Source organism: Streptomyces thermovulgaris (genome assembly GCF_002155915.1).
Taxonomy (GTDB): domain Bacteria; phylum Actinomycetota; class Actinomycetes; order Streptomycetales; family Streptomycetaceae; genus Streptomyces; species Streptomyces thermovulgaris.
In genome coordinates this window covers 1-24,036 of sequence record NZ_MUME01000096.1, presented here as the reverse complement: position 1 = coordinate 24,036, position 24,036 = coordinate 1, and the positions used below count along the sequence as shown (strand labels likewise).

The following is a 24,036-nucleotide window of genomic DNA, read 5'->3' as shown; positions in this document are numbered from 1 at the left end:
TGGTGCGGCACGGCCCCGGCCGCCTTCACGGCCCTCCCGGCCGCACCGGCCGCCGCTTTTCCCGCTCCGCTCAGTCCGCCGCCCCCGCGGTCTTCGCGCCGCCCTCCTCCTTCGCGGCCTTCGCGGCCTCCGCGAGCTGCCGCTTGGCGGCGGTGGCGTAGATGTCGACGTACTCCTGGCCGGAGAGCTTCATGATTTCGTACATGACCTCGTCCGTCACCGCGCGCAGCACGAAACGGTCGTGCTCCATGCCCTGGTAACGGCTGAAGTCCAGGGGTTTGCCGATGCGGATGCCGGGACGCATCAGCTTGGGAACGATCTTCCCGGGCGGCTGGATCTTCTCCGTGCCGATCATGGCGACCGGGATGACGGGCGCCCCGGTGGCCAGGGCGACGCGGGCCAGGCCGCCCGGCTTGCCGCGGTAGAGGCGGCCGTCGGGCGAGCGGGTGCCCTCCGGGTAGATGCCGAACAGCTCGCCGCGCCTGAGCACCTCCATGCCGCTTCTGACCGCCGCCTCGCCGGCGCCGCGGGCTCCGGAGCGGTCCACCGGGAGCTGGCCGGCCCCCTTGAAGAACGCGGCGGTCAGCCGGCCCTTCAGCCCGGGCGTGGTGAAGTACTCGGCCTTCGCGATGAAGGTGACCTTGCGGTCGAGCACCGCGGGCAGGAAGAAGGAGTCGGAGAAGGACAGGTGGTTGCTGGCCAGAATGGCGGGCCCCTCGGCCGGTACGTTCTCCAGGCCCTCCACCCAGGGCCTGAAGGCCAGCCTCAGCGGTCCCCCGAGGGCCACCTTCAACGTGCTGTAGAACAACCCACTGCCTTCCTGTGTGCGCCGATCAGACAATAACTCCCGCGACCGGTCCTGGGCCCCTGCGGCCCTGGTCGGTGCCCGTGCGGTCGCGTACGGTGAAATACCTGCCCCCGACACACACAGGAGAGCGACGTGCCGGTGCTCCCCGGAGCCGAGCCGTACCGCCACGACGGCGGGGAGGTCGGTGTGCTCCTCTGCCACGGTTTCACCGGAACCCCCCAGTCGCTGCGCCCCTGGGGGGAGTATCTCGCCGAGCGCGGTCTGACCGTCTCGCTCCCGCTGCTGCCCGGACACGGCACGCGCTGGGAGGATCTGCAGCTCACCGGCTGGCAGGACTGGTACGCGGAGGTGGACCGCGCGCTGCGCCTGCTGCGCGAGCGGTGCGCGTACGTGTTCGTGGCCGGTCTGTCCATGGGCGGCGCCCTCGCGCTGCGGCTGGCCGCCCGGCACGGGGACGCGGTCGCCGGGGTCGTGGTGGTCAACCCGGCCGTCAGGATCCACGGTCTGTCGGCGTACGCGCTGCCCGTGGCCCGCCATCTGGTGCGGACGCGGAAGGGCATCGCGAGCGACATCGCCAAGGAGGGTGCCGCCGAACTGGGGTACGACCGGGTGCCGTTGCACGCGGCGCACTCGCTCAGGACCTTCCTCCGGCTGGTCGACGGCGAGCTTCCCCAGGTCACACAGCCGCTGCTGCTTCTGCGCAGCCCGCGGGACCATGTGGTGCCGCCGGCCGACTCGGCCCGGGTCCTCGGCCGCGTCTCCTCCACGGACGTCACGGAGGTCCTGCTGGAACACAGTTACCACGTCGCTACGTTGGACCACGATGCGGACCGGATCTTCGAGGAGAGCTACGCCTTCATCGGCCGGCTCGCACCCAGTGTCGGCAAGGAAGGGACGGCCGCAGGTGGCTGAGCACGACTCCGACCGCGAGAACCGCGAGGGCCGGGAGCCGGCCGACCCGGTGCAGCCGGCCGGGAGGGCCGGCGGGTCCGGGGAGCCCGGCGGCAGGGGCGGTGCCCCTCTCGACGCCGACGAGGAGGCCGCCTGGGCGGCGATCGTCGCCGGGTACGGCGAGGAGCCGCCGGACCCGCCGGGGGCGCGGCCCCGCCGTCCGGTCCGGGACCTCGCCCTGCCGCCGGAGCCCGGTGACGACGGGCCCGAGGCGGACACCGGCGGCGGGGAGAACGCGGAGAACGCGGAGAAAAGAAGCGGCAAGGACGGCGACGGGCCCGCCCCGGCCGGGCCGCTGGGCAGTTCGGTCTCCTTCGCGCCCGGGGTCGGCCTCGGGGGCGTGGGACCGCGCGACTACTCGCTCGCCGAGCCGTCCGACGACGACTTCGACGAGGACGACGAGGGCCACTTCGTCCCGCCGGAGCCGCCGCCGCTGTCCTCCGTCGACGCGGTGACGATGAGCGCCTGGTTCGCGGTGATCGGCGGTCCCGTCCTGCTTCTGCTGGCCGTCATGTTCGACTGGGAGATGACGTGGTGGCTCGCCACGCTCGGCATCGGCGGCTTCCTCGGCGGCTTCGCGACGCTGGTGGCACGCATGAACCCGGACGAGGAGGACGACGACCCGGGCCGCGGCGCGGTGGTCTGAGCTACGGCTGCGGCTGTGCGGGCCGCCGGGCCGCCGGGACGGCCGCCGGGACCCTGAGGGCGGCCAGCACCGGCAGATGGTCCGTGGCCGCCGCCAGGTCCGCCTCCGTCACGTGGGGGCGGCCCTGAGAGGCGTCCCCCCGCGCGGGTGAGGCGGAGCGCGGGGAGGGCACCCCGCAGCCGAGGACCTCGATGCCGCGGGTCGCGAGGACGGCGTCGATGCGCCGGTGCGGCTCGCCGGCAGGCGTCCAGGTGTGCTCGCCGCCCCAGGGAGCGGTGGCCCAGCCGTCCTGGAGCGGGCCGGTCAGCCGCCGGAACGCCGGGCCGTCCGGTCCCTCGTTGAGGTCGCCGCCCACGACCGCGTGGTCCACGCCCATCCCGGCCAGCTTGTCCAGGACCATGCCGGCCTGTGCGTACCGCTCGTCCTTGTCGAGCGAGAGGTGGAAGCTGAGCACGCCGAGCCGGGCGCCCGCGATCCGGACGACCGCCGTGGCGAGGCCGCGCCGGTGCAGACCGGGGGTGAGCGGCAGCAGCACGTCCTCGGTGCGTTCCACCGCGACCCGCAGCGAGCAGAGGATCGCCGGGCCCGCGGCCGTCGCGCCCCCGGTGAGGATCACCAGGTCGCAGGCCGCCGCCAGTCTCGCCAGCTTCTTGCGCCAGCGGAAGAAGCGCGGCGCCTCCTGGAGGAGGACCAGGTCGGGCGCGCAGGCGCGGATCACCCGGGCGAGGGCCTCGGTGTCGTCCCGCAGCGACCGGATGTTGTAGCTCAGGACACGGATGACGGCGGTGCCGTCCGACTCGGTACGGGAGTGGGGCAGCAACATGACGATCAACATACGCCCGGCCGGCCCGGTTCCCCGTACGGCGGCGCCCACCGGCCCCGGAAGGAAGGGAGGGAGGGAGCGGTGGGCGCGCACGGTGAGCGGCCGCGTGTGGCGCGGCGGTGCTACATGACCGGGTCTGGCTCCCGGGCCAGGTCGGCCGCCCCCACCAGACCGGCCTTGTTGCCGAGCTGAGCGGCGAGGACCTCGGCGACCGGGCGCCAGTTGCCGCCGACCAGCCAGCGCCGGTACGACTTGCGGATCGGCTCCAGGAGCAGCTCGCCCTCGTCGGAGAGACCGCCGCCGACGATGAAGGCGGACGGGTCGAAGAGGGAGGCCAGGTCGGCGAGCCCCGCGCCGACCCAGCGGGCCAGCTCGCGGTAGGAGTCGACGGCCACCGGGCAGCCCTGGCGGGCGGCCATGGAGACGTGCTTGCCCTCGATGCCGGCGGGAGTGCCGTCGCCGAGCTCCAGCAGCAGCCGGGCGTTCTCGGGGGTGGCGTTGGCGCGCTGCTTGGCGTACCGGACGAGGGCGCGCCCGGAGGCGTACTGCTCCCAGCAGCCCTGCGAGCCGCAGCCGCACAGCAGCCCGTCCGGGACCATCCGGATGTGGCCGAACTCCGCGGCCACGCCGAAGTGACCGCGGCGCAGCTTGTTGCCGATGATGATGCCGCCGCCGAGGCCGGTGCCGAGGGTGATGCAGATGACGTTGCGATGGCCCTTGCCGGCACCGAACTTGTACTCGCCCCAGGCGGCGGCGTTGGCGTCGTTCTCCACGACGACCGGCAGGCCGACGCGCTCCTCGACCTTCTGCTTCAACGGCTCGTTGCGCCACTCGATGTTGGGGGCGAAGTAGATGGTGGAGCGCTGCCGGTTGACGTAGCCGGCCGCGCCGATGCCCACGCCGACGATGTCGTGTCCCGCGCGTGCGCCCTCCACCGCCGAGGCGATGGCGTCCACGATGGCCTCGGGTGTGGTGGGGGTCGGCACCTTGAAGGTCGAGAGGATGTTTCCTTCCTCGTCTACCACGCCGGCCGCAATCTTCGTGCCGCCGATGTCGACGCCGATGGTGAGTCCCATGAATCCCTCAGTTTCGGTCGAGCCCCGCTATGGCCAACCGTACCCGAGGCCCCGCCCCCACCGGTTCGCCGTCCGCCGGGAGAGACGGGCCCGGCGGCGGGTTCCGCGGGGAGGGGATCAGTCCAGGTCGATGCGCTCGCCGCCGCCGGTGCCCTCACCGCGGTCACGGCGGCCGCCGGGGCGGTCGTCCAGCTCGGTGAGTTCGTCCTTCAGCCGGTTCGGTCCGTCGTCGGTGTCGCCGGTGCGGGACATCGTCCAGCGGCGCTCGTGCGACTCGACGGCGGAGCGGTAGGCGGCGAGAAGTTCGCTGCCGGCCGCCGCGAGGTGGTCGAACACGTCGGGGTTCCGCTCTATGACCGGCTCGACGACCGCCTTGGCCTGCTGCACGACCTGCCGCACCACCTGCTGGGCCATGGGCCCCGCGATCCCGCCGAGCAGCGGCGGCTGGAACGACGACAGCTTCTCGGCCACGGTGTCGACGAACTTGCGCAGTTCCTCGGCGGCCGCGCCGGGAGGCGGGCCGTACTGGGAGCGACGGCGGTCCCTCTCCCGTGCGAGGTCCTCGGCGCAGGCCGTGGCCCACGCATCGGCGTCGGCTTGCGGCGCCTTGTTCCCGGGCTCCTCCTGAGCGGCGTCGGACGGTACGCGCTCTTCGCTCATGGCGGACTCCTGACTACGGTTCGTCCCTACGACGTTACCCGAACGGGGATGCGGGGTTCATCTCGCGCAGGAGGGCGGACGGCGCGGTCCGGGCGGGCGGTGCCTCCTCAGCCACGCGGCCACAGCGCGGGATCCGGCACGAAACGGATCCGCAGCTCGCCGTCCCGCAGTCCCGCCCCGTCCACCGAGCACCGCCGCAGCGCCGACGGCAGCGGCACGACGCGCCGGAACGGGCCGACGGTCAGCACCAGCTCGTCGCCCCGCCGGATGAGCTCCAGCTCGTCCCGTACGGCCCCGGGCAGCGGGATGTGCCACACCAGCATCCCGTCCTCGGCGAGCCGGTCGGTGACGGGCCATTCGACCCGGGCGGTCGCCGGGGCGGCGCCGGGCACGGCCAGCTCGGCGAGATCGTCCGGCCCGCGCGGGTCCCGGCCCAGATGGGCGGCCCGGTGGACGTCGTACTTCTCCTCCCACTCGTCCAGGACCTTGCGCTGCTGCGCGACCGGTCCCGCCAGCCACGAGCCGGCGGGAGCCTCGGGCAGCACACGGCCGGCCACCAGGGACTCGACGGCCAGACCGCGCACGGCCAGGCCGAGCACCGCGTCGCGGACGGCGTCCGCACCGGCCGGGCCCGGCTCGGCCACCAGGCGCACGGAGGTTCCGGGGTCCGCGACGACCGCCTCCACGGCGGCCAGCTCGACGTCCCAGCGGGCGGCCGTCTCGTACAGCCACTCCCCCGGCATGGGCACCCCCGCGAGCCGGCCGAGGACCGGGCGCAGGGCGCGGGCCGCCTGCCGCTCGGGGGGAAGTAGGCGGCGCAGATAGCGGCGCAGCTCCTCGGGCAGGGCCAGCAGGGCGAGCGCCTGCGACACGGGCGGCAGGTCGACGACCAGCAGCTCGAACCGCTCCGACAGGGCCGCGTCGCGCAACGCCCGCAGCAGGGCCAGCTCCTCGGCCCCGGGCAGCGGGGTGACCTCCTCGGCGTCGAGACGGGAGGCTCCGAGGAGGTCCAGGACGTTGCGGGCGCGGTCCTGGAAGGCGGCCAGGTCCGTCCGGAAGCCGGCCGCCGCGTCGGGGCGCCAGGCGGTGAGGTGCGGAGCGGCCGGCACCGGGGAGGCCCCGGTGGGCACTCCCAGCACCGTGCCCAGGGTGTCCGTGCGGTCGGCGCTGAGGACGAGGGTCTCCACGCCTTCACGGGCGGCGGTCAGTGCGGTGGCGGCGGAGACGGTGGTACGGCCGCTGCCGCCGGGGCCCGTGATCAGGAGGGTGCGCATGGGGGTGAACGGTAACGGTAGGTGGGGGATGGTGGGCGGCTCGACCCGCGCGGCCCGTCGGGGACCGTGCCGCGTTTCCGGCACCGGCGTGCCCTCGGCCCTCACGGCCGACGTGAGGAGTCATGAGGAGTCACGAGGACCCATGAGGCCCCATGAGACGCCTGGGGACGGAGGGCGGGGGACGCGTGAAGACGCACGAGGCCGTGCGAGACCGCACGCGGCCGCACGAGGCCGTGCGGGAACGCGTGGGGCCGGGGAAAGGCGGGTGGGCCCGCGGGTCCCGGTCGGGGTGCTCGTGCCGTCGTCACCCGTCCGACGCGCCGTCCGCTGAGCCGGACGAGCCGATCGACTCGACCCGCTTCTTGAGGCCCGCCAGGGCGCGGTCGATGATGACCTTCTCCGCCTTGCGCTTGATCATGCCCAGCATGGGGATCTTGACGTCCACGGTGAGGCGGTAGGTCACCTCGGTCGTGCGGGGACCGGTCGGTTTGAGGAGGTAGGTGCCGTCCAGGGAGCGCAGCATCTGGGACTTGACCAGGGTCCAGGAGACCTCGTGGTCGCTGACCCAGGTGTACGCCAGGGTCTGGTCGTCCTTGATGGCACCCGCGTCCATGACGAGACGCACCTGCTCGGCGCGGCCCTGGTCGTCGACCTTGAGGACCTCGGCCTCCTTCACCTCGCCGGTCCAGTCGGGGTAGCGGGCGAAGTCGGCGATCACCCCCATGACGTCGGCCGGTGCCGCCTCGATCGTGATGCTCGAGCTGGTGTGTTCCGCCATCGCCGTGGCTCCTCCAGATGCGCGCCGGTGGTGCGGCCGTACTCGGCCGGTGGTGAGGGTGTCGTGCGCATGTGTGCGCAGCGTGAAGGCTACCGCGCGGCAGGCCGTCGGCCTCCACCCCCACCTGCGCCGTCTGCCGGAACGCTCACCATTCGAGCACCCAGGGCCGGCCGGCCCTGGCGAAGTGCCCCACGTTCACGCACTCGGTCGCGCCGATCCGCATCCGCCGGACCAGCGGCTGGTGGACATGGCCGAAGAGGGCGTAGCGGGGGCGGGTGCGGCGTATGGCGTCGAGCAGGGCGCGGCTGCCGCGTTCGAAGCGGCGGGCGACGGTGTCGTAGACGAGCTCGGGGACCTCGGGCGGGATGTGGGTGCACAGGACGTCGACCTCGCCGACCGCCTCGATCTTCGCGGCGTACTCCTCGTCGCTGATCTCGTAGGGAGTGCGCATGGGGGTGCGCAGGCCGCCTCCCACGAAGCCGAAGACACGGCCGCCGATCTCGACGCGTTCCCCGTCGAGCACGGTGGTGCCCTCGCGGGCGTACTCCTTCCACAGGTGCGGGATGTCGACATTGCCGTAGGTGGCGTACGTCGGGGCGGGGAACGCGGCGAAGAGCTCCGTGTACTGTCTGCGCACCGCCTGTTCGATGATCGTCTCGCGGTCGCCGTCGAGGCTTGCCCACAGCCGGGCGCCGAACTCGCGGGCCTCGGCGAAACGGCGGGCGGTGCGCAGCTCGACGATGCGGTCGGCGTTCTCCACGCCGAACAGCTCGGGGAAGATCCCCCGCGAGTGGTCGGCGTAGTCGAGGAAGAGGATCAGGTCGCCCAGGCAGATCAGGGCATCGGCTCCCTCGCCCGCCCGGGCCAGGTCGCGTGCGTTGCCGTGCACGTCGCTGACCACGTGGATGCGTGTCCTGCCGCCGGCCGATGTGGATGCCATGTCCATGGAGCCTACTCAGGAACACCGGGCGGCGGGGCCCGGTGGAGCGGGGACGGCGGCCCGCCGCGGGTTGGCTAGGTGATCAGCGGGTCGACTACTGTGCGCACAGGAACATCAGTCCGTGCGGCACGGACCGTGTGACACAACGAACATCTCGCCGGACCCCCTGTCGAAGAACCGTACTGACGGGTAACGTCCGGGCCGTCCGGCGTTTCTGGATTCCAACAGCGTCGTGGCGCCGGTGCCCTACGAGGAGCAGCAGTTTTGCGCGAGTTCAGCCTTCCGGCTCTCTACGAGGTCCCTACGGACGGCAATCTGACCGACATCGTCCGCAGAAATGCCACGCAGCACCCCGATGTCGCCGTGATCGCGCGAAAGGTCGGCGGCGTCTGGCAGGACGTGACGGCGAGAGACTTCCTCGCCCAGGTGCGCTCCGCCGCCAAGGGGCTCATCGCCTCCGGGGTCCAGCCGGGCGACCGGGTGGGTCTGATGTCACGGACCCGGTACGAGTGGACGCTGCTGGACTTCGCGATCTGGAGCGTGGGTGCCGTCACCGTCCCGGTGTACGAGACCAGCTCGGCGGAGCAGGTGCAGTGGATCCTCGGCGACTCCGGGGCGACCGCCTGCATCGTGGAGCTGGACAGCCACGCCGCCGTCGTGGCCTCGGTGCGCGAGGCGCTGCCCGCGCTGAAGAACGTCTGGCAGATCGAGGCCGGTGCGCTGGAGGAGCTGGACCGGGCCGGACGGGACATCAGCGACGCCACGGTCGAGGAGCGCAGCTCGCTGGCGAAGGCCGACGACCCGGCGACCATCGTCTACACCTCCGGCACGACCGGGCGGCCCAAGGGCTGTGTGCTCACCCACCGCTCCTTCTTCGCCGAGTGCGGGAACCTGGTGGAGCGGCTGCGGCCCCTGTTCCGCACCGGTGAGTGCTCCGTGCTGCTCTTCCTGCCGCTGGCGCACGTCTTCGGGCGGCTGGTGGAGGTCGCGTCGATGATGGCGCCGATCAAGCTGGGCCATGTGCCGGACATCAAGAACCTCACCGACGAGCTGGCCGCGTTCCGTCCCACGCTGATCCTCGGCGTGCCCCGGGTCTTCGAGAAGGTCTACAACTCGGCCCGTGCCAAGGCGCAGGCGGATGGCAAGGGCAGGATCTTCGACCGGGCCGCGGACACGGCGATCGCGTACAGCAAGGCGCTGGAGGCCCCGGAGGGCCCGTCCTTCGGGCTCAGGCTCAAGCACAAGGTCTTCGACAAGCTGGTCTACAGCAAGCTGCGCGCGGTGCTCGGCGGGCGCGGCGAGTACGCGATCTCCGGCGGTGCCCCGCTCGGCGAGCGCCTGGGCCACTTCTTCCGCGGCATCGGCTTCACGGTGCTGGAGGGCTACGGCCTGACCGAGTCCTGCGCGGCCACCGCCTTCAACCCCTGGGACCGGCAGAAGATGGGCACGGTCGGGCAGCCGCTGCCGGGCTCCGTGATCCGTATCGCGGACGACGGGGAGGTGCTGCTGCACGGCGAGCACCTGTTCAAGGAGTACTGGAACAACCCGGCCGCGACGCAGGAGGCCCTGGGCGACGGCTGGTTCCACACCGGCGACCTCGGCACCCTCGACGAGGACGGGTACCTGCGGATCACCGGGCGGAAGAAGGAGATCATCGTCACGGCGGGCGGCAAGAACGTCGCCCCGGCCGTGATCGAGGACCGCATCCGGGCGCACGCGCTGGTCTCCGAGTGCATGGTGGTGGGCGACGGACGGCCGTTCGTGGGCGCGCTGATCACCCTGGACGAGGAGTTCCTGCGCCGCTGGTGCGCCGAGCACGGCAAGCCGGCCGACTCCACTCCGGCGTCGCTGCGCGAGGACCCGGATCTGCTGGCGGCGATCCAGACGGCGGTCGACGACGGCAACGCCGCGGTGTCGAAGGCGGAGTCGGTGCGGAAGTTCCGCATCCTCCCCTTCCAGTTCACGGAGGAGGCGGGCCACCTCACGCCGTCGATGAAGCTCAAGCGGAACGTGGTGGCCAAGGAGTGCGCGGACGAGATCGAGGCCCTCTACGCCAAGTAGCCCCACCGAGCGGCTCCCCGCCGGGCGGGGCCCGGGCGGAGGGCCGCGCGGGCCGGCCGGGGAAGGGCGAGAAGGGCCGGGAAGGGCCTCACAGCAGCTCCTTGAGCCGGTCCGCCAGCAGGTCCCAGCGCCATTTCTCCTCGACCCAGCGCCGGCCCCGTTCCCCCATGCGGCGGCGCAGCCCGGCGTCCTCGAGGAGGGCGACGATGCGGTCGGCGGCCTCCTCGGGGGAGCCGCCGCGCACGACCCAGCCGGTCTCGCCGTCGAGCACCGCGTCGGGCGCGCCTCCGGAGTCCCCGGCGACGACGGGCAGACCGGTCGCGGAGGCCTCCAGGTAGACGATGCCCAGTCCCTCGACGTCCAGCCCGCCGCGCCGGGTGCGGCAGGGCATGGCGAAGACGTCGCCGGCGCCGTAGTGCGCGGGCAGTTCGGCCCAGGGCACCGGGCCCGTGAAGCGCACGGAGCCGGCCACGCCGGTCTCCGCCGCGAGCCGGCGCAGGCCCTTCTCGTACGGCCCGCCGCCGACGATCAGCAGCACGGTGTCGGGCTCGGCGGCCAGGATCCGGGGCATGGCCCGGATGAGGGTGTCCTGGCCCTTGCGCCGCACCAGCCGTGAGACGCAGACGACCACCGGCCGGTCGGTGAGTCCCAGCCGGGCGCGCACCTCGTCGCCGCCCGAGTCCGGGTGGAAGGTCTTCTCGTCGACCCCCGGCGGCAGATGCACCATCCGCGCGGCGGCCTCGGGGGTCAGCGCGGCGGCGATCCGGGAGCGGGTGTACTCGCCGAGATAGGTGAGGGTGTCCGTGCTCTCCCCGATGCGGCGCAGCAGCCCGCGGGCGGCGGGCAGTTGGGCCCATCCGGCCTCGTGGCCGTGGGTGGTGGCCACCAGCCGCCGGGCGCCCGCCCTTCTGAGGGCCGGCGCCATCAGCCCGAGCGGGGCCGCCGCCCCGAACCACACCGAGGTGCACCCGTGCTCCCGCAGCAGCCCGACCGCGCGCCGGGTCACCCGGGGGGTGGGCAGCAGCATCGTCGTACGGTCGCGCACGACGGTGAAGGGCTGCTCCGCGTCGAAGGCGGCCGTCGCCTCGACGCCCTCACGGCTCCGCTTCCAGGTGGAGGCGTAGACGACCAGCCGCTCCGGGTCCAGCCGCAGCGCCATGTTGTGCAGGAACGCCTGGATTCCGCCGGGCCTGGGCGGAAAGTCGTTGGTTACGATGAGGGTCTTGTGCATCGCCGCCGACCCTACCCAATCCGGGTGAGACGGCCGGATACGGCCATGCCTCCCGGCCCGCGCGCAGCCGTCCGGGAGATCATGCTCGGACGGAAAGCGGACGGACGGGGCCTGGTGTGGACGGTACGGGCACACGACGGAGTCTGGCGGGGGTGCTGACGGTCTGGGCCGCCAGCCGGACGCTGCTGCTGCTCTTCGTCCTCAAGGTGTTCGTCTTCCCGGGGCCGGACGTCACCACCGACGTGTCGGTGATCTACCGGGGCTGGTACGAGGTGCTGCGCGGCGGCGCCTTTCCGCCGGACGACGTCACCTGGCAGTATCCGCCCGCCGCCGCGCTGGCGATCCTCTCCCCCGCTCTCCTGCCGTTCCTGGAGTACACCGTCGCCTTCGGCGTCCTGGCCCTGCTGGCCGATCTGACGGTGCTGTGCCTGCTGCTGTACGGCGGGCGGCGCCCCGGCCGTCCGCTGCGCGGCGCCTGGACGTGGACGGTGGGCGCGGCCCTGCTGGGCCCGACGCTGTACACGCGCTACGACGTGATGGTGACGGCGGTGGCGGTGGCCGCGCTGTTCGCGGGGACCCGGCGTCCGCGGACCATGGGGGTGCTGGCCGGCTTCGGGGCGCTGCTGAAGGTGTGGCCGGTGCTGCTGCTGACCGGCTCGGCCCGGCGCCGGTCGTGGGCGGCCGCGGCGGTGACCGTGATCGCTCTCGGCTCGCTGTTCCTCCTCACCATGCCGGGGGCGCTGTCCTTCCTGACCGCCCAGCGGGACCGGGGCACGGAGGTGGAGTCGCTGGGCGCGCTCGTCTTCCATGTGGCCCGGCACTTCGGCTGGAGCGGCCAGGTGCTGCTGCACTACGGCTCGGTGGAGTTCGTCGGGCCGTACGTCGAGGTGGTGAGCCTCGCCTCCCTGGCGCTGACCGGGGCCGCGTTCGGCTGGCTGCTGCTGTGGCGGCTGTGCGCGCACCGCCTCGGCCCGACCGCCCTGGCGGACGCCGCGTTCACGGCCGTCCTGCTCTTCACGGCCACCAGCCGTGTGATCAGCCCGCAGTACCTGGTGTGGCTGGTCGCCCTGGCCGCCGTCTGCCTGTGCTTCCAGGGCAGCGGCATGGTGGTGCCGGCCGGACTGGTGCTGGCGGCGGCCCTGGTGACGGTCCTGGAGTTCCCGCTCTTCTTCGCGGAGGTCGTGGCCGGCGACCCCCTGGGAATCGGCCTGCTGTTCCTCCGCAACGGTCTGCTGGTCACCGCCTGTGTCACCGCGTGCCGCACGCTGTGGCGTTCGACGGTCTCCGGGCCGGCCGGCCCGGCCGGCCCGGTCGGCTCCCCGAGGACGCGCACCACGGCCCGGTGAACCGCCGCCCCGGACGGCGGCAGGGAGCGGGGGGGTGCCGGGAGGGCCGGAGCCCGGCCGGCGGGTGAGCGGCCGTCAGATCCTGGTGACCGACGAGACCGGCATCATGTCCACCGGGTCGTAGCGCACCCGGGCACCCGGGTGGGGAGCGTGGATCACCCGGCCGTTGCCCGCGTACATCGCGACATGCCCGGCGTCGGAGCGGTAGACGACGAGGTCGCCGGGCCGGGCCTGGGACAGCGGGATGCGCCGGCCGGCGTTGCGCTGCTCCTGCGAGGTGCGCGGCAGCCGCACCCCGGCCTGCGCGTACGCCCACTGCGTCAGGCCCGAGCAGTCGAAGCTCGAGGGCCCGTTGGCACCCCAGACGTAGGGACGGCCGAGCACGGAGCGGGCGGCGGCGAGGGCGGCGGCCGCGCGGGCGGAGGCGGCCGGGCCGTCGCCCGTGCCGGGCAGGAGGCCGTCGCGGCGGGCGCGGGAGGCACGGTCGTGTGCCTCGCGCTCCTCCGGGGACAGGGAGCCGAGCAGCCGCCGGGCCTCGGCGAGTTTCCGCTCCACGGTGCGTTTGTGGGCGGCGGCCGCCTCGCGGTTCCGCTCGAGTTCGGCGAGGACCCGGGTGGCCTCGGCGCGCTCCTGGGAGAGGTTGCGCAGGGTCCGCCGCAGGTCCTTCAGCACACCGGCCTGGTGGGCGCCGATCCGGTCGAGGGCGGCGGCCCGGTCGAGGTAGTCGGCCGGGTCGCGGGAGAACAGCAGGGCGAGGAAGGGGTCGGTGCCGGAGCGGTACTGGGCGCCGGCGACCGAACCGAGCGACTCCCTCAGCCCGTTGACGCGCTGCTGCCGCCGGGCGACACGGTCCTGCAGGTCGCGTGCCCGGGTCCGCAGAAGGCCGATGCGCTCATCGGCCTTGTTGTAGGCCTCGGTCGCCTTCTCGGCCTCCTGGTGCAGACGGTCCACCTCGGCCCGGGTGTCGCCGTGCGGCGCGGCGGCGGCCGGGCCGACCGGTACGGAGCCCAGGGCGGCGGCCGCGGCGGTCAGCAGACCGACGGCGACGGCGGAACCCCGGTCGGGCCCCAAGGACGGTGCAAGGCGACGGTGGGACCCCACAGAAGCCGCGCTCCTTCCACTGGCGAACGGGAAACGCGGCAGACAGTAGCCCTCCGGCGGCGGGACGGGCCAATGCCCTCGGTGGTCGCGAACGGCGAAGCCCCGCCTTCGACGCAGGTCACAGGCGGGGCGTACGGCCGTGTGGCGCAACGGCGATTCCCTCGAACGGGGCACCGCTCCCCGCTCCCGGAGGACGTCCCGTTTCCCCGGGGCGCAGGGCCGTTGCGGCGGGAGGGTCTCAGACGCGGACGCCGAACATGAACGGGCCGCCGATGGTGTTCATCGACTCGTAGCGCACCACGGTGCCGGGCCGCGGGGCGTGCAGCACCTGGCCGTTGCCCGCGTAGAGGCCGACGTGGTGCAGGTCGTTGAAGAAGAAGACCAGGTCGCCGACCTGGAGCTGGCTCTGGGAGTAGATGCGGGTGCCCGCGTTGGTCTGGGCCTCGGAGGTGCGCGGCAGCTGCACCCCGGCCTGCGCGTACGCCCAGGAGGTCAGCCCCGAGCAGTCGAAGGTGGACGGGCCGTTGGCGCCGTAGACGTAGGGGGAGCCGAGCTTGGTCTGGGCGGCGGCGAACGCGGCGGCGGCCCGGCCGGAGGCGGGGGTGGTCTTGCCGAGCTCCACCCGCTCGGTGGAGGCACGGCTGGCGCGGGCCTCCTCGGCCTCGAGCTTCGCCTTCTCCTCCGCCGTGAGGGAGTTGAGGAGCCGCTGCGCCTCGGCGAGCTTGGCCTGGGCCTCCTTCTTCTTCTTGCCCAGCTCGGCACGGGTGGCGGAGAGGTCCTTGAGCTTGGCGGTGGCCTCGGCCCGCTGCTGGGCGAGTTCGCGCTGCTTCTCCTGGATCTTCTTCAGCGCCTCGAGCTGCTGGCCGCTCAGCTGGTCGAGCGTGGAGGCCTTCTCGAGGTACTCGTCCGGGTCGGAGGACAGGAAGAGCTGGACCGAGGGGTCGAGTCCGCCGGTGCGGTACTGGCCGGCCGCCACCGCGCCCAGGGCGTCGCGCAGCTCGTTGAGCTCCTGCTGGCCGCGGGCGACGTTGTCCTGGATGGCGGAGATCTCCTTCTGGAGCTTCTCCTGCTTCTCCTTGGCCCCGTTGTACTTCTCGGTGGCCTGCTCCGCCTCCTGGTAGAGCTTGTCGACCCTGGACTTGACTTCGTCCTTGGTGGGCTTCTCACTGGGGGCGGCGTTCGCGGCCTGGGCGCTGACGGCTACGGCCGCTGCCGCCACGCTGGTGAGCAGACTCACACGTGCGCGACTCGGTTGCTTGGGTCGACGGTGGGACGCCACGGAAGCGAGCTCCTTCTTCTGAGTGATCACCCGCTCGGAGGTTCGACGCCAGACCCTAGTGACCTCGTCGTGATGAATTCAAATCCTCCGCAGAAAAATCCCCGTCACTCAATACATTCTTTGCCTTCAACTCACCAGAGGTGAGACAGGATTGACACTGGGTTGCACAACAGTCCCGGTAATTCCGGCCTTAAGCCCGTACGTTGCCCTTGATGTGCATATTTCTTTATGCCCGTTTTCATCCGCGCGACAGGCGTTTGAGAAGAACCGCCGACGCGACCGGCCGCGCACCCGCCTTGGCGACCCCGTCGGCCACCTCCCGGTCGGTGGAGACGACGACGACCGGCCGGCCCGGCGGTTCGGCCCGCACCAGCTGGCGGATCAGCTCGTCCGCGGTGACGCCCGGCTTGGAGAACAGCACCCGCACCCCGCGCGGCGGCGCGAGCAGCACCGGGGCGGCCAGCTCGGCCCCGTCGAAGACACAGGTGACCTCCGCGCCGGTCTGCGCGGCGAGCTGCGAGAGCTGGCCGAGGAGCCTGAGCCGCTGCTTCTCCAGCGGCATCTGGGGATAGCCGGTCTTGGTGACGTTGTAGCCGTCGACGACCAGGTGCACCTGCGGCAGCGCGAGCAGCTGGTCGAGGATCGCCGGGTCGTGCTCGGACAGCGCGCGGGCGGCGATGTCCCTGGGGGTCATCCGGCCCGGCTCCACCGCGTCCACGGTCTCGGCGGGCCGTACGGACACCGGCGGCAGCGCCAGCTCCCGGCGCAGCCCCTGCGCCGCGTCGAGCACGGTGTCCAGCAGCAGCCGCACCCGCATGTCCTCGACGCTGCGCCCCTCGCGGGCCGCCCTGCGAGTGGCCTCGAGCGCGGCCTCCGCCTCGCCCAGGCGCGCCTTGAGCCGCCGGGCCTCGCTCTCGGCGGCCGACACCTGTGCCTGCCCCTCGGCACGCACGGCCTCCGTCTCGGCGTGCGCCTTGCGCAGCGCGGCCTCGCCCCGCTTGACGTCGCTGAGCGCGGACCGCAGCTTGCGGTGCAGCGACTCGGCCTCTTTCCTGGCGGCCTCCAGTTCGGCGCGCAGCCGCTCGGTGTCCGCCCGGCTCTGCTCACGGGCCGCCGCCAGCTCGGCGCGCAGCCGCTCCAGCTCGGCCCGGTTCTGCTCGTCGACGCGCTCGGCCTCCGCCCGCTGCGCCTCCTCGCCGGCCGTGGTCACCAGCTTCACCCAGCCCGCGGGCCGCAGCACATACGCCACGGCCGCCACGTCGAGCGGGTCCGCGGCCGGCGGCGGGCATCCGGACTCCACGGCCTCGGACAGCTCCGGCTGGGCCTCCTTGAGCTTCTCCCCGATCCGCCGGCGGAACGCCGGGTCGGTCTCCAGCGCCGCCGCCATCGCGTTGCCCGCGAACTTCGCCCGGCGGCTGGGGGTGAACCGGGCATACTGCCGCAGCTGCGTCGGCAGCTCGCCGACCCTCAGCCCGCCGAAGGCGTCGCAGACTATCCGGATGACCCGGCGACGCACTCCGTCGGGCAGCGGACGGTCGAGCACCTCAGCGGCGCCGTCGGCCGGCCCCCCGCCTCGTGTCTCCACCATCCGTCAACCCCCATGCCTGCGGGACCCCCGCGGGGGACCGTCCGTGCGGGGCCCGCTCCGCTCAGGAGCCGGCGCCCGGCCTGTCCACGAGTTCCACCTGGTCCACGGCGTTGCACCAGCGGCAACGCACCGACTCGATCGTCTCACTGAGCACCTCGCGCTCCTCGACCGTGGGCTCCCCGGCCAGATCGAGGTGGACGTACTCGACGACCTTCGACGAGCGTGTCACGTCGAAGCGGGTGAGGTTGCCGCAGAGGGTGCAGCGCCACCGCGTCGTGGCGGTCGGCAGGGGAACCGTCATCGTGACTGTTCGCTTTCCTTCTAGTTTCCGTGACGCGCCGGCTTTCCCGGAGCGTGTGGCACGTAACCCTACGGCCTGGCGGCGACTCGTCGCCGGGTGTGTCCACGACGGCGGGGAAATACGTACGGTTGCGTCCTGTTACGTCATGCTTTGTTCACATGACCGGCAACAGGAACACGGTGGCCGTCCAGGCGGCCGGGACCGTACGGACCACACGGGCTCCGGCGACCTGCGCCCTGATCGCCCTGTGCTGCCTGATCTTCGTGACCGGCCCGGCGGCGGGGCTCGTCCCCGGCTACGGCACCGGTGAGGCACTGGCTCTCGCCCAGCGGGCGTACTTCCGGCGCTGGGGCGTGGTTCCCGCCGAGCTGTTCGCCGGGACGCCGCGGGCCGTCCTCACCCCGGCGACGGCCCTGTTCGTGCACGGCAGCTGGGTGCACCTGCTCGGCAACATGCTCTTCCTCCACGTCTTCGGGGCGATGACCGAGAAGCGCATGGGCTCCGTCCGGTTCACGCTGTTCTACGTCGGCTGCGGCTCTCTCGCCCTGGTGGGCTACGCGGCTGCCCACGCCGGCTCCGAGCAGTCCCTGGTGGGGGCCTCGGGGGCCGTCTCGGCGGTCCTCGGCGCGTTTCTTCACCTGTTCCCCCGGGCCAGGGTGACCAGTCTCTTCCCGTTCCTGTTCTTCCTGCCGCTGCGGTTTCCCGCATGGGTCGTGCTGCCGTTCTGGGCGGCTCTGCAGTGGATGGCCGCCGGGCGCCCGGCGCAGGGGCCGGGCGTGGCCTATCTGGCCCATGTGGTGGGCTTCGCCCTGGGCTTCGCCTGCGCCTGGGCCGGCTTCGGCCCGCCCAGAGGGCGCCTGGCGCGGCTCCCCGGGGGCGGTGGGGGGAGCGGGAGCGGCTGAGGGGGGTGCCGTCCGGATCGGGCCGGCCCAAGGGGGTGGCGTCCGCATCGGGCCGTCCGGATCGGGGGATCGGGCCGGCCTCGGCACGCGAGGCCCTTGCCGCCGGGTCGCGCGGGACCGGCACGGAGCGCCGGCGGGTGACGACGGCGCGGTGGAGGTGCGAGCCGGGGCCCCTCGGCCCACGGCACGATCCGGACGGCATCCCCTAGAGTGAGGGCCGCCCCTGCTCCGGCCCCCGAGGGAGAGAAACAGCCGTGATCACCGCGATCGTCCTCATCAAGACCAGCGTGGACCGGATCCCCGAGATCGCCGAGCAGATCGCCTCGCTGGACAACGTGAGCGAGGTGTTCTCCGTGACCGGGACCTACGACCTGATCGCCATGGTGCGGGTGCGGCAGCACGAGGACCTGGCGGAGGTCATCCCGGGGCGGATCAGCAAGATCCCGGGGGTGCAGGCCACGGACACGCATGTGGCCTTCCGCACCTACTCGCAGCACGACCTCGAGGCCGCGTTCGCCATCGGGCTGGACTCCTGACGGACGTCCGGGCGTCCGCGGGGCGCGCAGCGCGCGTGCCCGGGCCGTCCACGGCCGGCCGCACCCGTGCGCGGGGCCGGTGCCGTACGGCCCGTACGGCACCGGCCCGCGGCCTTGAGTCCGCTCACCGCGCCACCGGGACGCAGCGGCCGTTCTCCGTGCGGTAGCGCCACTTCGCGCCGTTCTCCACCAGCTCCCTCACCGCCCGCACGAAGCGCTCCACGTGCTCGTCGGGCGTTCCCGCGCCGAAGCTGACACGGACGGCGGCGTCCGCGGTGCCGCAGCCGTCCTGGGCCCGTGCGGCGCCGTCGAGCAGGACGCGGAGCAGGGGGTGTGCGCAGAAGAGGCCGTCGCGCACGCCGATGCCGTACTCGGCGGAGAGGGCGGCGGCGAGGTGGGAGCTGTTCCAGCCCGCGACCACGAAGGAGATCACCCCGACCCTGGGGGCGTCGTCGCCGAAGAGGGACAGGACCCTCACTCCCGGGATCCCGGCGAGGCCCTCGCGGACCGTGCGGATCAGGTGCTGCTCGCGGGCGACCAGCGCGTCGAAGCCGGCCTCGGTCAGCGCTCTGCAGGCGGAGGCGATGGCGTAGGCGCCGATGACGTTCGGGGAACCGGCCTCGTGACGGGCCTCGCCGTGGTGCCACTGGACGTCCACTCCCCCGTCGGCGCGCCGTGCGACCACCCGGCTCGCGCCGCCGCCCGCCAGGTACGGCTCGGCCTCGCGCAGCCAGTCGGCGCGGCCGGCCAGCACGCCCGCGCCGAAGGGGGCGTACAGCTTGTGGCCCGAGAAGGCGACCCAGTCGACGTCGAGGTCGCGGACCGACACCGGGCGGTGCGGGGCGAGCTGGGCGGCGTCCAGGACGATGCGGGCGCCGTGGGCGTGCGCGGCGGCGGCCAGCTCCTTCACGGGCCACAGCTCGCCGGTGACGTTGGAGGCACCGGTGACGCAGACCAGGGCCGGGCCGTGGGGGTCGCGGCCGGCCAGGGCCGACTCCAGCGTCCGTACGGCCTGCTGCGGGGTGCGCGGGGCGTCGAGGACGGTGACCCGCGCACCCCGCCAGGGCAGGAGGGCGGCGTGGTGCTCGGTCTCGAAGACGAACACCTGGCAGCCGGCCGGGAGCGCACGGGCCAGAAGGTTCAGCGAGTCGGTGGTGGAGCGGGTGAAGACCACGTCGTCGTCGCCGCGGCAGTCGAGGAACTCGGCGACCGTTCTGCGGGAGTCCTCGAACAGCTCGGTGGAGAGCCGGGAGAGGTGGCCCGCACCGCGGTGCACGCTGCCGTAGTACGGCACGTACGCCGCCACGTCGTCCCAGACCCGCTTCAGGGCGGGTGCGCTGGCGGCGTAGTCCAGCGCGGCGTAGGCGACCTCGCCGCCGGTGACGAGCGGGACGGTGACCTCCGTTCCCAGAACGGGCAGCGGGGAGCAGACGGACTTCTCGGCGGCGACGGTGGAGACGGACATGGGCGAACTCCCGTGGAGGCAGGCGGAATCACCACGCGAGCGGGCACGGCTCGGCGCGGAGGGGGGACGGAAATGAGGTGGGCGTCTTCCTCGTCGGATTCCGCGTCGGGCTCTGTCCCGGACCGGGCATCCGGCCGGACGCCGGAACGAAGGCGGCCGGAAAGGACGGACCGGAGGAGAAGAGAAAGCGAAGAAGAGACGGAAAAGGACGAAAAAGACGAGAAAATGCGGAGGCGGGGCTCTGCGGCCCTAACGCATTCGCTTGCTCACGGAAGACTCCCTCGTACGACCAGGACCCCTGGTGGACACGAGGGGTCCGCGCTTGCCGCAGACCTTGCTGTCTGCGGCCCGGTCCTCACCCGGGGCACCCCGCCACGGACGGAGGGTTGCCGGACAGTCGGCCGGGGCCACTTGACTGTCACTCATGACCTGCAGGGGAAATTACGTGAACCGGCCGTGGTCCCGCAACCCGTGTCCGGATCGCGGGACCGCGCACCGTGCCGTCACGCGTTGCTGGCCGCCACCCAGCGCTCCAGGGCGCGCCTGGCCGCCCCGGAGTCGATCGACTCCGCCGCGCGCTCCATGCCCTCCCGGATCTGCTCGGTGAGCGTGCCCGAGCCCGGCCGCATCGCCACCAGCGCCGCCGCCGAGTTCAGCAGGACGGCGTCCCGCACGGGCCCCTTCTCGCCGTCCAGCACCCGCCGGGCGACCTCGGCGTTGTAGGAGGCGTCCCCGCCGCGCAGGGCGTCCACGGGCACCGGCTCGATGCCGACGTCGCGCGGGTCGAAGCGCTCCTCGGTGACCGTGCCGTCCCGGACGATCCACACCCGGGAGGTGGAGGTCGTGGTGAGCTCGTCGAGGCCGTCGTCGCCCCGGAAGACCAGGGAGGAGTTGCCGCGCTCGGCGAAGACCCCGGCGACGATCGGGGCCATGCGCGGGTCCGCGACGCCGACGGCCTGTGCCCGTACCTTGGCGGGGTTGGTCAGCGGGCCGAGCACATTGAACACCGTGCGGATGGCCAGCTGGCCGCGCGCGGCACCGGCATGCCGCAGCGCCGGATGGAACTTGACGGCGAAACAGAAGGTGATGCCGGCCTCCTGGGCGACCTCGGCCACCCGCCGCGGGGGCAGCTCCAGGTTGACGCCGAGCTTCTCCAGCACATCGGAGGCCCCGGAGGCGGAGGAGGCGGCCCGGTTGCCGTGCTTGACGACCCTGGCGCCCGTTCCGGCCACGACGATCGAGGACATCGTGGAGATGTTCACCGTCTTCGCGCCGTCGCCGCCGGTGCCGACGATGTCGACGGTCTCGCCCGGCACCTCGATCACGTTCGCGTGCTCGTACATCGCGCGGACCAGGCCGGTGATCTCCTCCACCGTCTCGCCCTTGGCCCGCAGGGCCACCACGAAGCCGGCGATCTGCGCGTCGGTCGCCTCCCCGCGCATGATCAGGTCCATCGCCCAGGCGGTCTCGTCGGCGGTGAGGTCCCGGCCCTCCAGCAGGCCGTTCAGCAGGACGGGCCAGGAAAGGCCCGCCGCGGTGTCGCCTCCTGCGGGGGTCACAGCGCTCATGGGCCGCTCCTGGGTCGGTGTCCCGTGCATCGGGACGCGTGGTCTCGGACGACTCCACCCTATCCAGCCCGGCATGCGGCAAGAGGCCCCGTCCGGGGTTCGGACGGGGCCTCTCGTTGTGGCGTGCAACGCTCAGCGGTCGGTGATCATGTGATCAGTGGTGGCCGTGACCGCTGGTGATCTCCTTGTACTCCTCGACGGTCGGCTTCGGGATCTGGTTGCCCTCGCCGTAGTACGCGTGGCTGAGCTTGGCGCGCAGCTTCTGCGTGATGCCCACCTTGCGCTCGACGCCGTTCTCGTCGACCTCCGGAGCGATCTCGGCCGGCTTGTACTGGTCGTGCGCCGTGAGGGTGTAGAGCTGCTCCTGGCTGAGCGGCTCGTGGACCTCGATGAACTCACCGTGCGGCAGGCGCTTGATGATGCCGGTCTCGCGACCGTGCAGCACCTTCTCCCGGTCGCGGCGCTGCAGGCCGAGGCAGATCCGCTTGGTGATGATGAACGCGAGGACCGGTCCGGCGAAGAAGCCGATCCGGACGAACCAGGTGACCGCGTTGATCGACAGGTGGAAGTGCGTGGCCCACAGGTCGTTGCCGCCGCCCACCAGGGCGATCAGATACATGGTGATCCAGGCGACACCGAAGGCGGTGCGGGTCGGGGCGTTGCGCGACCGGTCCAGGATGTGGTGCTCGCGCTTGTCGCCGGTGATCCAGGCCTCGATGAACGGGTAGAGCGCGATCGCCGCGAGGACCAGGCCGAAGATGACCAGCGGGATGAACACGCCCAGGACGAGCGTGTGCCCCATGAAGTTGATCTCCCAGCCGGGCATGGCCCGGATCAGACCCTCGGCGAAGCCCATGTACCAGTCCGGCTGGGCGCCGGTGGACACCATGTCCGGGCGGTACGGGCCGATCGTCCAGACGGGGTTGATCTGCACCAGTGCCGCGAGGGCCGCCAGGACGCCGAAGACCAGGAAGAAGAAGCCTCCGGCCTTGGCCATGTACACCGGCAGCATCGGCATGCCGACGACGTTGTTGTTCGTCCGTCCGGGACCCGCGAACTGCGTGTGCTTGTGGTAGAAGACCAGGATCAGGTGGGCCACGACCAGACCCAGCATGATGCCCGGCAGCAGCAGGATGTGGATCGCGTAGAACCGGGCCACGAAGTCGTGGCCGGGGAACTCGCCTCCGAAGAGGAAGAACGAGATGTACGTGCCGACGATCGGCACGGACAGGATCGCGCCCTCGGTGAAGCGGACACCGGTGCCGGAGAGCAGGTCGTCCGGGAGCGAGTAGCCGGTGAAACCGGTGAACATGCCCAGGACGAGCAGCAGGAAGCCGAACAGCCAGTTGACCTCACGCGGCTTGCGGAACGCGCCGGTGAAGAACACGCGCATCATGTGCACGAACATGGCCGCCAGGAAGATCAGCGCGGCCCAGTGGTGGATCTGCCGGATGAGCAGACCGCCACGGACGTCGAAGGAGATGTCCAGGGTCGAGCTGAACGCCTCACTCATCAGCTGGCCCTGCAGCGGGACGTACGACCCGTGGTACACCACCTCGCTCATCGAGGGGTCGAAGAACAGGGTCAGATACACACCCGTGAGGATGATGATGAGGAAGCTGTAGAGGCAGACCTCACCCAACATGAACGACCAGTGGTCGGGGAAGATCTTGCGCATGTTGGACTTGGCCAGGGAATAGATCCCCAGCCGGCCGTCGGCCCAGTCGGCGAACCGCTCGCCGGCCGGTGCCTTCCCGCGCGCGCGGGACACGTTCGCTGATGTGGTACTCATCCGCGCTCCCAGAATGCAGGACCGACGGGCTCCTCGAAGTCGCCGAGCGCCTGGAGGTAACCCTCACTGTCCACGCCGATCCGCAGCTGCGGCAGGGCATGTCCGGCAGGACCGAAGATCACGCGGCCGCCGTCGGCGAGGTCGAAGGTGGACTGGTGGCACGGGCACAGGACGTGGTGCGTCTGCTGCTCGTACAGCGAGACCGGGCACCCCACATGGGTGCAGATCTTCGAGAACGCGACGATGCCCTCGTGGCCCCAGTCGAGCTCGCGCTTGTCCTTGATGTCCTCCGGCTCCAGCCGGACGATCATCAGTGCGGCCTTGGCGATCTCGTTCTGAAAATCCTCGTCGGTCTCCTTCAGCCCCTCGGGCATGACGAAGGTGAGCGAACCGACCGTGACGTCCTCCGGACGCAGCGGCTGAAGGGTGTTCATGTTCACCAGCCGCTTGCCCTTGGCCCACAGCGTGTGCCGCAGGCTGGTTCCCGGCAGCGGACCGAGGTCCCGCAGCAGCACCACACCGGTCAGCGGCACCAGGGTCAGCGCACCCAGCATCGTGGTGCGGATCAGCTTGCGCCGGCCGATCCCCGACTCCTTCACGCCCTGCGCGAAGTCGGCGTGCACCTTGGCGCGCAGCTCGGGCGACGCCTCGATCGGGTGCCGCTCGTCGGCCATCTCCACGTCCGACATCAGCGTGCGGGCCCAGTGCACCGCGCCGGCGCCGATGGTGAACAGCGCCACGCCCAGGGTCAGGCCCAGCGCGAAGTTCAGCGCGTTGATGTGCCCCAGCGGGAAGACGTAGACCGACGTGTCGATCGGGATCGCCACATAGGAGGCGATGAAACCGATGGTGGCCAGCATCGACACCGTGAACAGCAGGGCCACGGTGCGCTCGGACCGCTTGGCCGCCC

The 24,036-nt window shown here is 72.3% G+C and carries 22 protein-coding genes and 1 riboswitch; of the genes, 6 read left to right on the top strand and 16 right to left on the bottom strand.

What is annotated here, in order from left to right; all coding sequences use genetic code 11:
• Positions 1–70: 70 nt before the first annotated feature.
• Positions 71–808, bottom strand: a complete 738-nt coding sequence (locus CCN35_RS10425; RefSeq protein WP_201450844.1) for a lysophospholipid acyltransferase family protein — start codon at positions 806–808, stop codon at positions 71–73.
• Positions 809–940: 132 nt separating this feature from the next.
• Here CCN35_RS10425 and CCN35_RS10420 point away from each other — a divergent pair, with 132 nt between their 5' ends.
• Positions 941–1,720, top strand: a complete 780-nt coding sequence (locus tag CCN35_RS10420; RefSeq protein ID WP_067392699.1) for an alpha/beta hydrolase — start codon at positions 941–943, stop codon at positions 1,718–1,720.
• Positions 1,713–2,405, top strand: a complete 693-nt coding sequence (locus tag CCN35_RS10415) for a hypothetical protein (protein WP_067392690.1) — start codon at positions 1,713–1,715, stop codon at positions 2,403–2,405. The genes CCN35_RS10420 and CCN35_RS10415 overlap by 8 nt, the downstream gene beginning before the upstream one ends.
• Position 2,406: 1 nt before the next feature.
• Here CCN35_RS10415 and CCN35_RS10410 read toward each other — a convergent pair whose 3' ends face one another.
• From CCN35_RS10410 to CCN35_RS10385, 6 genes are all read right to left on the bottom strand, one after another.
• The gene (locus tag CCN35_RS10410; RefSeq protein ID WP_067392687.1) at positions 2,407–3,240 is read right to left on the bottom strand and encodes an endonuclease/exonuclease/phosphatase family protein; all 834 of its coding nucleotides are present in this window, start codon (positions 3,238–3,240) and stop codon (positions 2,407–2,409) included.
• Between the two features lie 110 nt (positions 3,241–3,350).
• Complete coding sequence (locus CCN35_RS10405; protein ID WP_067392684.1) at positions 3,351–4,304, bottom strand: ROK family glucokinase; 954 nt, start codon at positions 4,302–4,304, stop codon at positions 3,351–3,353.
• A 117-nt stretch (positions 4,305–4,421) separates the two neighbouring features.
• The gene (locus tag CCN35_RS10400) at positions 4,422–4,964 is read right to left on the bottom strand and encodes a DUF5304 domain-containing protein (protein WP_067392681.1); all 543 of its coding nucleotides are present in this window, start codon (positions 4,962–4,964) and stop codon (positions 4,422–4,424) included.
• A 107-nt stretch (positions 4,965–5,071) separates the two neighbouring features.
• Positions 5,072–6,238 (bottom strand): ArsA family ATPase, encoded by a 1,167-nt coding sequence (locus CCN35_RS10395; RefSeq protein WP_067392677.1) that lies wholly within the window; start codon positions 6,236–6,238, stop codon positions 5,072–5,074.
• Between the two features lie 304 nt (positions 6,239–6,542).
• Complete coding sequence (locus CCN35_RS10390) at positions 6,543–7,016, bottom strand: SRPBCC family protein (RefSeq protein WP_067392673.1); 474 nt, start codon at positions 7,014–7,016, stop codon at positions 6,543–6,545.
• A gap of 145 nt (positions 7,017–7,161) precedes the next feature.
• The gene (locus CCN35_RS10385; RefSeq protein ID WP_079129670.1) at positions 7,162–7,956 is read right to left on the bottom strand and encodes a metallophosphoesterase family protein; all 795 of its coding nucleotides are present in this window, start codon (positions 7,954–7,956) and stop codon (positions 7,162–7,164) included.
• A gap of 264 nt (positions 7,957–8,220) precedes the next feature.
• Between CCN35_RS10385 and CCN35_RS10380 the strand changes: the two genes are divergently transcribed.
• Positions 8,221–10,017 carry an AMP-dependent synthetase/ligase gene (locus tag CCN35_RS10380; RefSeq protein ID WP_067392667.1) on the top strand — a complete coding sequence of 599 codons (1,797 nt, stop codon included), beginning with the start codon at positions 8,221–8,223 and terminating at the stop codon, positions 10,015–10,017.
• An 88-nt stretch (positions 10,018–10,105) separates the two neighbouring features.
• Here the strand turns inward: CCN35_RS10380 and CCN35_RS10375 are convergent, their stop codons facing one another.
• Positions 10,106–11,248, bottom strand: a complete 1,143-nt coding sequence (locus CCN35_RS10375; RefSeq protein ID WP_086792369.1) for a glycosyltransferase family 4 protein — start codon at positions 11,246–11,248, stop codon at positions 10,106–10,108.
• Positions 11,249–11,364: 116 nt separating this feature from the next.
• Between CCN35_RS10375 and CCN35_RS10370 the strand changes: the two genes are divergently transcribed.
• On the top strand, positions 11,365–12,594 hold the full coding sequence (locus CCN35_RS10370) for a glycosyltransferase 87 family protein (protein ID WP_067392660.1): 1,230 nt from the start codon (positions 11,365–11,367) through the stop codon (positions 12,592–12,594).
• 75 nt (positions 12,595–12,669) lie between these two features.
• Here the strand turns inward: CCN35_RS10370 and CCN35_RS10365 are convergent, their stop codons facing one another.
• From CCN35_RS10365 to CCN35_RS10350, 4 genes are all read right to left on the bottom strand, one after another.
• Positions 12,670–13,695, bottom strand: a complete 1,026-nt coding sequence (locus CCN35_RS10365; RefSeq protein WP_086792367.1) for a C40 family peptidase — start codon at positions 13,693–13,695, stop codon at positions 12,670–12,672.
• Positions 13,696–13,933: 238 nt separating this feature from the next.
• Positions 13,934–14,974 (bottom strand): C40 family peptidase, encoded by a 1,041-nt coding sequence (locus CCN35_RS10360; RefSeq protein WP_067393074.1) that lies wholly within the window; start codon positions 14,972–14,974, stop codon positions 13,934–13,936.
• 238 nt (positions 14,975–15,212) lie between these two features.
• Positions 15,213–16,562 (bottom strand): NYN domain-containing protein, encoded by a 1,350-nt coding sequence (locus CCN35_RS10355; protein ID WP_067392657.1) that lies wholly within the window; start codon positions 16,560–16,562, stop codon positions 15,213–15,215.
• A gap of 61 nt (positions 16,563–16,623) precedes the next feature.
• Complete coding sequence (locus CCN35_RS10350; RefSeq protein ID WP_067392653.1) at positions 16,624–16,863, bottom strand: hypothetical protein; 240 nt, start codon at positions 16,861–16,863, stop codon at positions 16,624–16,626.
• Positions 16,864–17,021: 158 nt separating this feature from the next.
• Between CCN35_RS10350 and CCN35_RS10345 the strand changes: the two genes are divergently transcribed.
• Complete coding sequence (locus tag CCN35_RS10345) at positions 17,022–17,765, top strand: rhomboid family intramembrane serine protease (protein ID WP_067392650.1); 744 nt, start codon at positions 17,022–17,024, stop codon at positions 17,763–17,765.
• Between the two features lie 254 nt (positions 17,766–18,019).
• Positions 18,020–18,301 carry an Lrp/AsnC family transcriptional regulator gene (locus CCN35_RS10340; protein ID WP_067392647.1) on the top strand — a complete coding sequence of 94 codons (282 nt, stop codon included), beginning with the start codon at positions 18,020–18,022 and terminating at the stop codon, positions 18,299–18,301.
• Between the two features lie 124 nt (positions 18,302–18,425).
• Here CCN35_RS10340 and CCN35_RS10335 read toward each other — a convergent pair whose 3' ends face one another.
• The 4 genes from CCN35_RS10335 to qcrA all read right to left on the bottom strand — a co-directional run.
• Positions 18,426–19,766, bottom strand: coding sequence for an aminotransferase class V-fold PLP-dependent enzyme (locus CCN35_RS10335; RefSeq protein WP_067392644.1), 1,341 nt, complete (start codon positions 19,764–19,766; stop codon positions 18,426–18,428).
• 313 nt (positions 19,767–20,079) lie between these two features.
• Positions 20,080–20,196: riboswitch (SAM riboswitch) on the bottom strand.
• A gap of 73 nt (positions 20,197–20,269) precedes the next feature.
• Positions 20,270–21,334 (bottom strand): anthranilate phosphoribosyltransferase, encoded by a 1,065-nt coding sequence (gene trpD / locus CCN35_RS10330; protein WP_067392641.1) that lies wholly within the window; start codon positions 21,332–21,334, stop codon positions 20,270–20,272.
• A 154-nt stretch (positions 21,335–21,488) separates the two neighbouring features.
• Positions 21,489–23,126 (bottom strand): cytochrome bc1 complex cytochrome b subunit, encoded by a 1,638-nt coding sequence (gene qcrB, locus CCN35_RS10325; protein ID WP_086792364.1) that lies wholly within the window; start codon positions 23,124–23,126, stop codon positions 21,489–21,491.
• Positions 23,123–24,036: cytochrome bc1 complex Rieske iron-sulfur subunit (gene qcrA / locus CCN35_RS10320; RefSeq protein WP_107501038.1), on the bottom strand; the 914-nt coding region annotated here is incomplete at its 5' end. The genes qcrA and qcrB, both read right to left, overlap by 4 nt.

What these genes read in the sequence shown, in the direction of transcription:
- CCN35_RS10410 (WP_067392687.1), bottom strand. Translation starts at nt 3,240, where the DNA reads ATGTTGATCGTCATGTTGCTGCCCCACTCCCGTACCGAGTCGGACGGC.
- CCN35_RS10405 (WP_067392684.1), bottom strand. Translation starts at nt 4,304, where the DNA reads ATGGGACTCACCATCGGCGTCGACATCGGCGGCACGAAGATTGCGGCC.
- CCN35_RS10400 (WP_067392681.1), bottom strand. Translation starts at nt 4,964, where the DNA reads ATGAGCGAAGAGCGCGTACCGTCCGACGCCGCTCAGGAGGAGCCCGGG.
- CCN35_RS10395 (WP_067392677.1), bottom strand. Translation starts at nt 6,238, where the DNA reads ATGCGCACCCTCCTGATCACGGGCCCCGGCGGCAGCGGCCGTACCACC.
- CCN35_RS10390 (WP_067392673.1), bottom strand. Translation starts at nt 7,016, where the DNA reads ATGGCGGAACACACCAGCTCGAGCATCACGATCGAGGCGGCACCGGCC.
- CCN35_RS10385 (WP_079129670.1), bottom strand. Translation starts at nt 7,956, where the DNA reads ATGGCATCCACATCGGCCGGCGGCAGGACACGCATCCACGTGGTCAGC.
- CCN35_RS10375 (WP_086792369.1), bottom strand. Translation starts at nt 11,248, where the DNA reads ATGCACAAGACCCTCATCGTAACCAACGACTTTCCGCCCAGGCCCGGC.
- CCN35_RS10355 (WP_067392657.1), bottom strand. Translation starts at nt 16,562, where the DNA reads ATGGTGGAGACACGAGGCGGGGGGCCGGCCGACGGCGCCGCTGAGGTG.
- CCN35_RS10350 (WP_067392653.1), bottom strand. Translation starts at nt 16,863, where the DNA reads ATGACGGTTCCCCTGCCGACCGCCACGACGCGGTGGCGCTGCACCCTC.
- CCN35_RS10345 (WP_067392650.1), top strand. Translation starts at nt 17,022, where the DNA reads ATGACCGGCAACAGGAACACGGTGGCCGTCCAGGCGGCCGGGACCGTA.
- CCN35_RS10335 (WP_067392644.1), bottom strand. Translation starts at nt 19,766, where the DNA reads ATGTCCGTCTCCACCGTCGCCGCCGAGAAGTCCGTCTGCTCCCCGCTG.
- trpD (WP_067392641.1), bottom strand. Translation starts at nt 21,334, where the DNA reads ATGAGCGCTGTGACCCCCGCAGGAGGCGACACCGCGGCGGGCCTTTCC.
- qcrB (WP_086792364.1), bottom strand. Translation starts at nt 23,126, where the DNA reads ATGAGTACCACATCAGCGAACGTGTCCCGCGCGCGCGGGAAGGCACCG.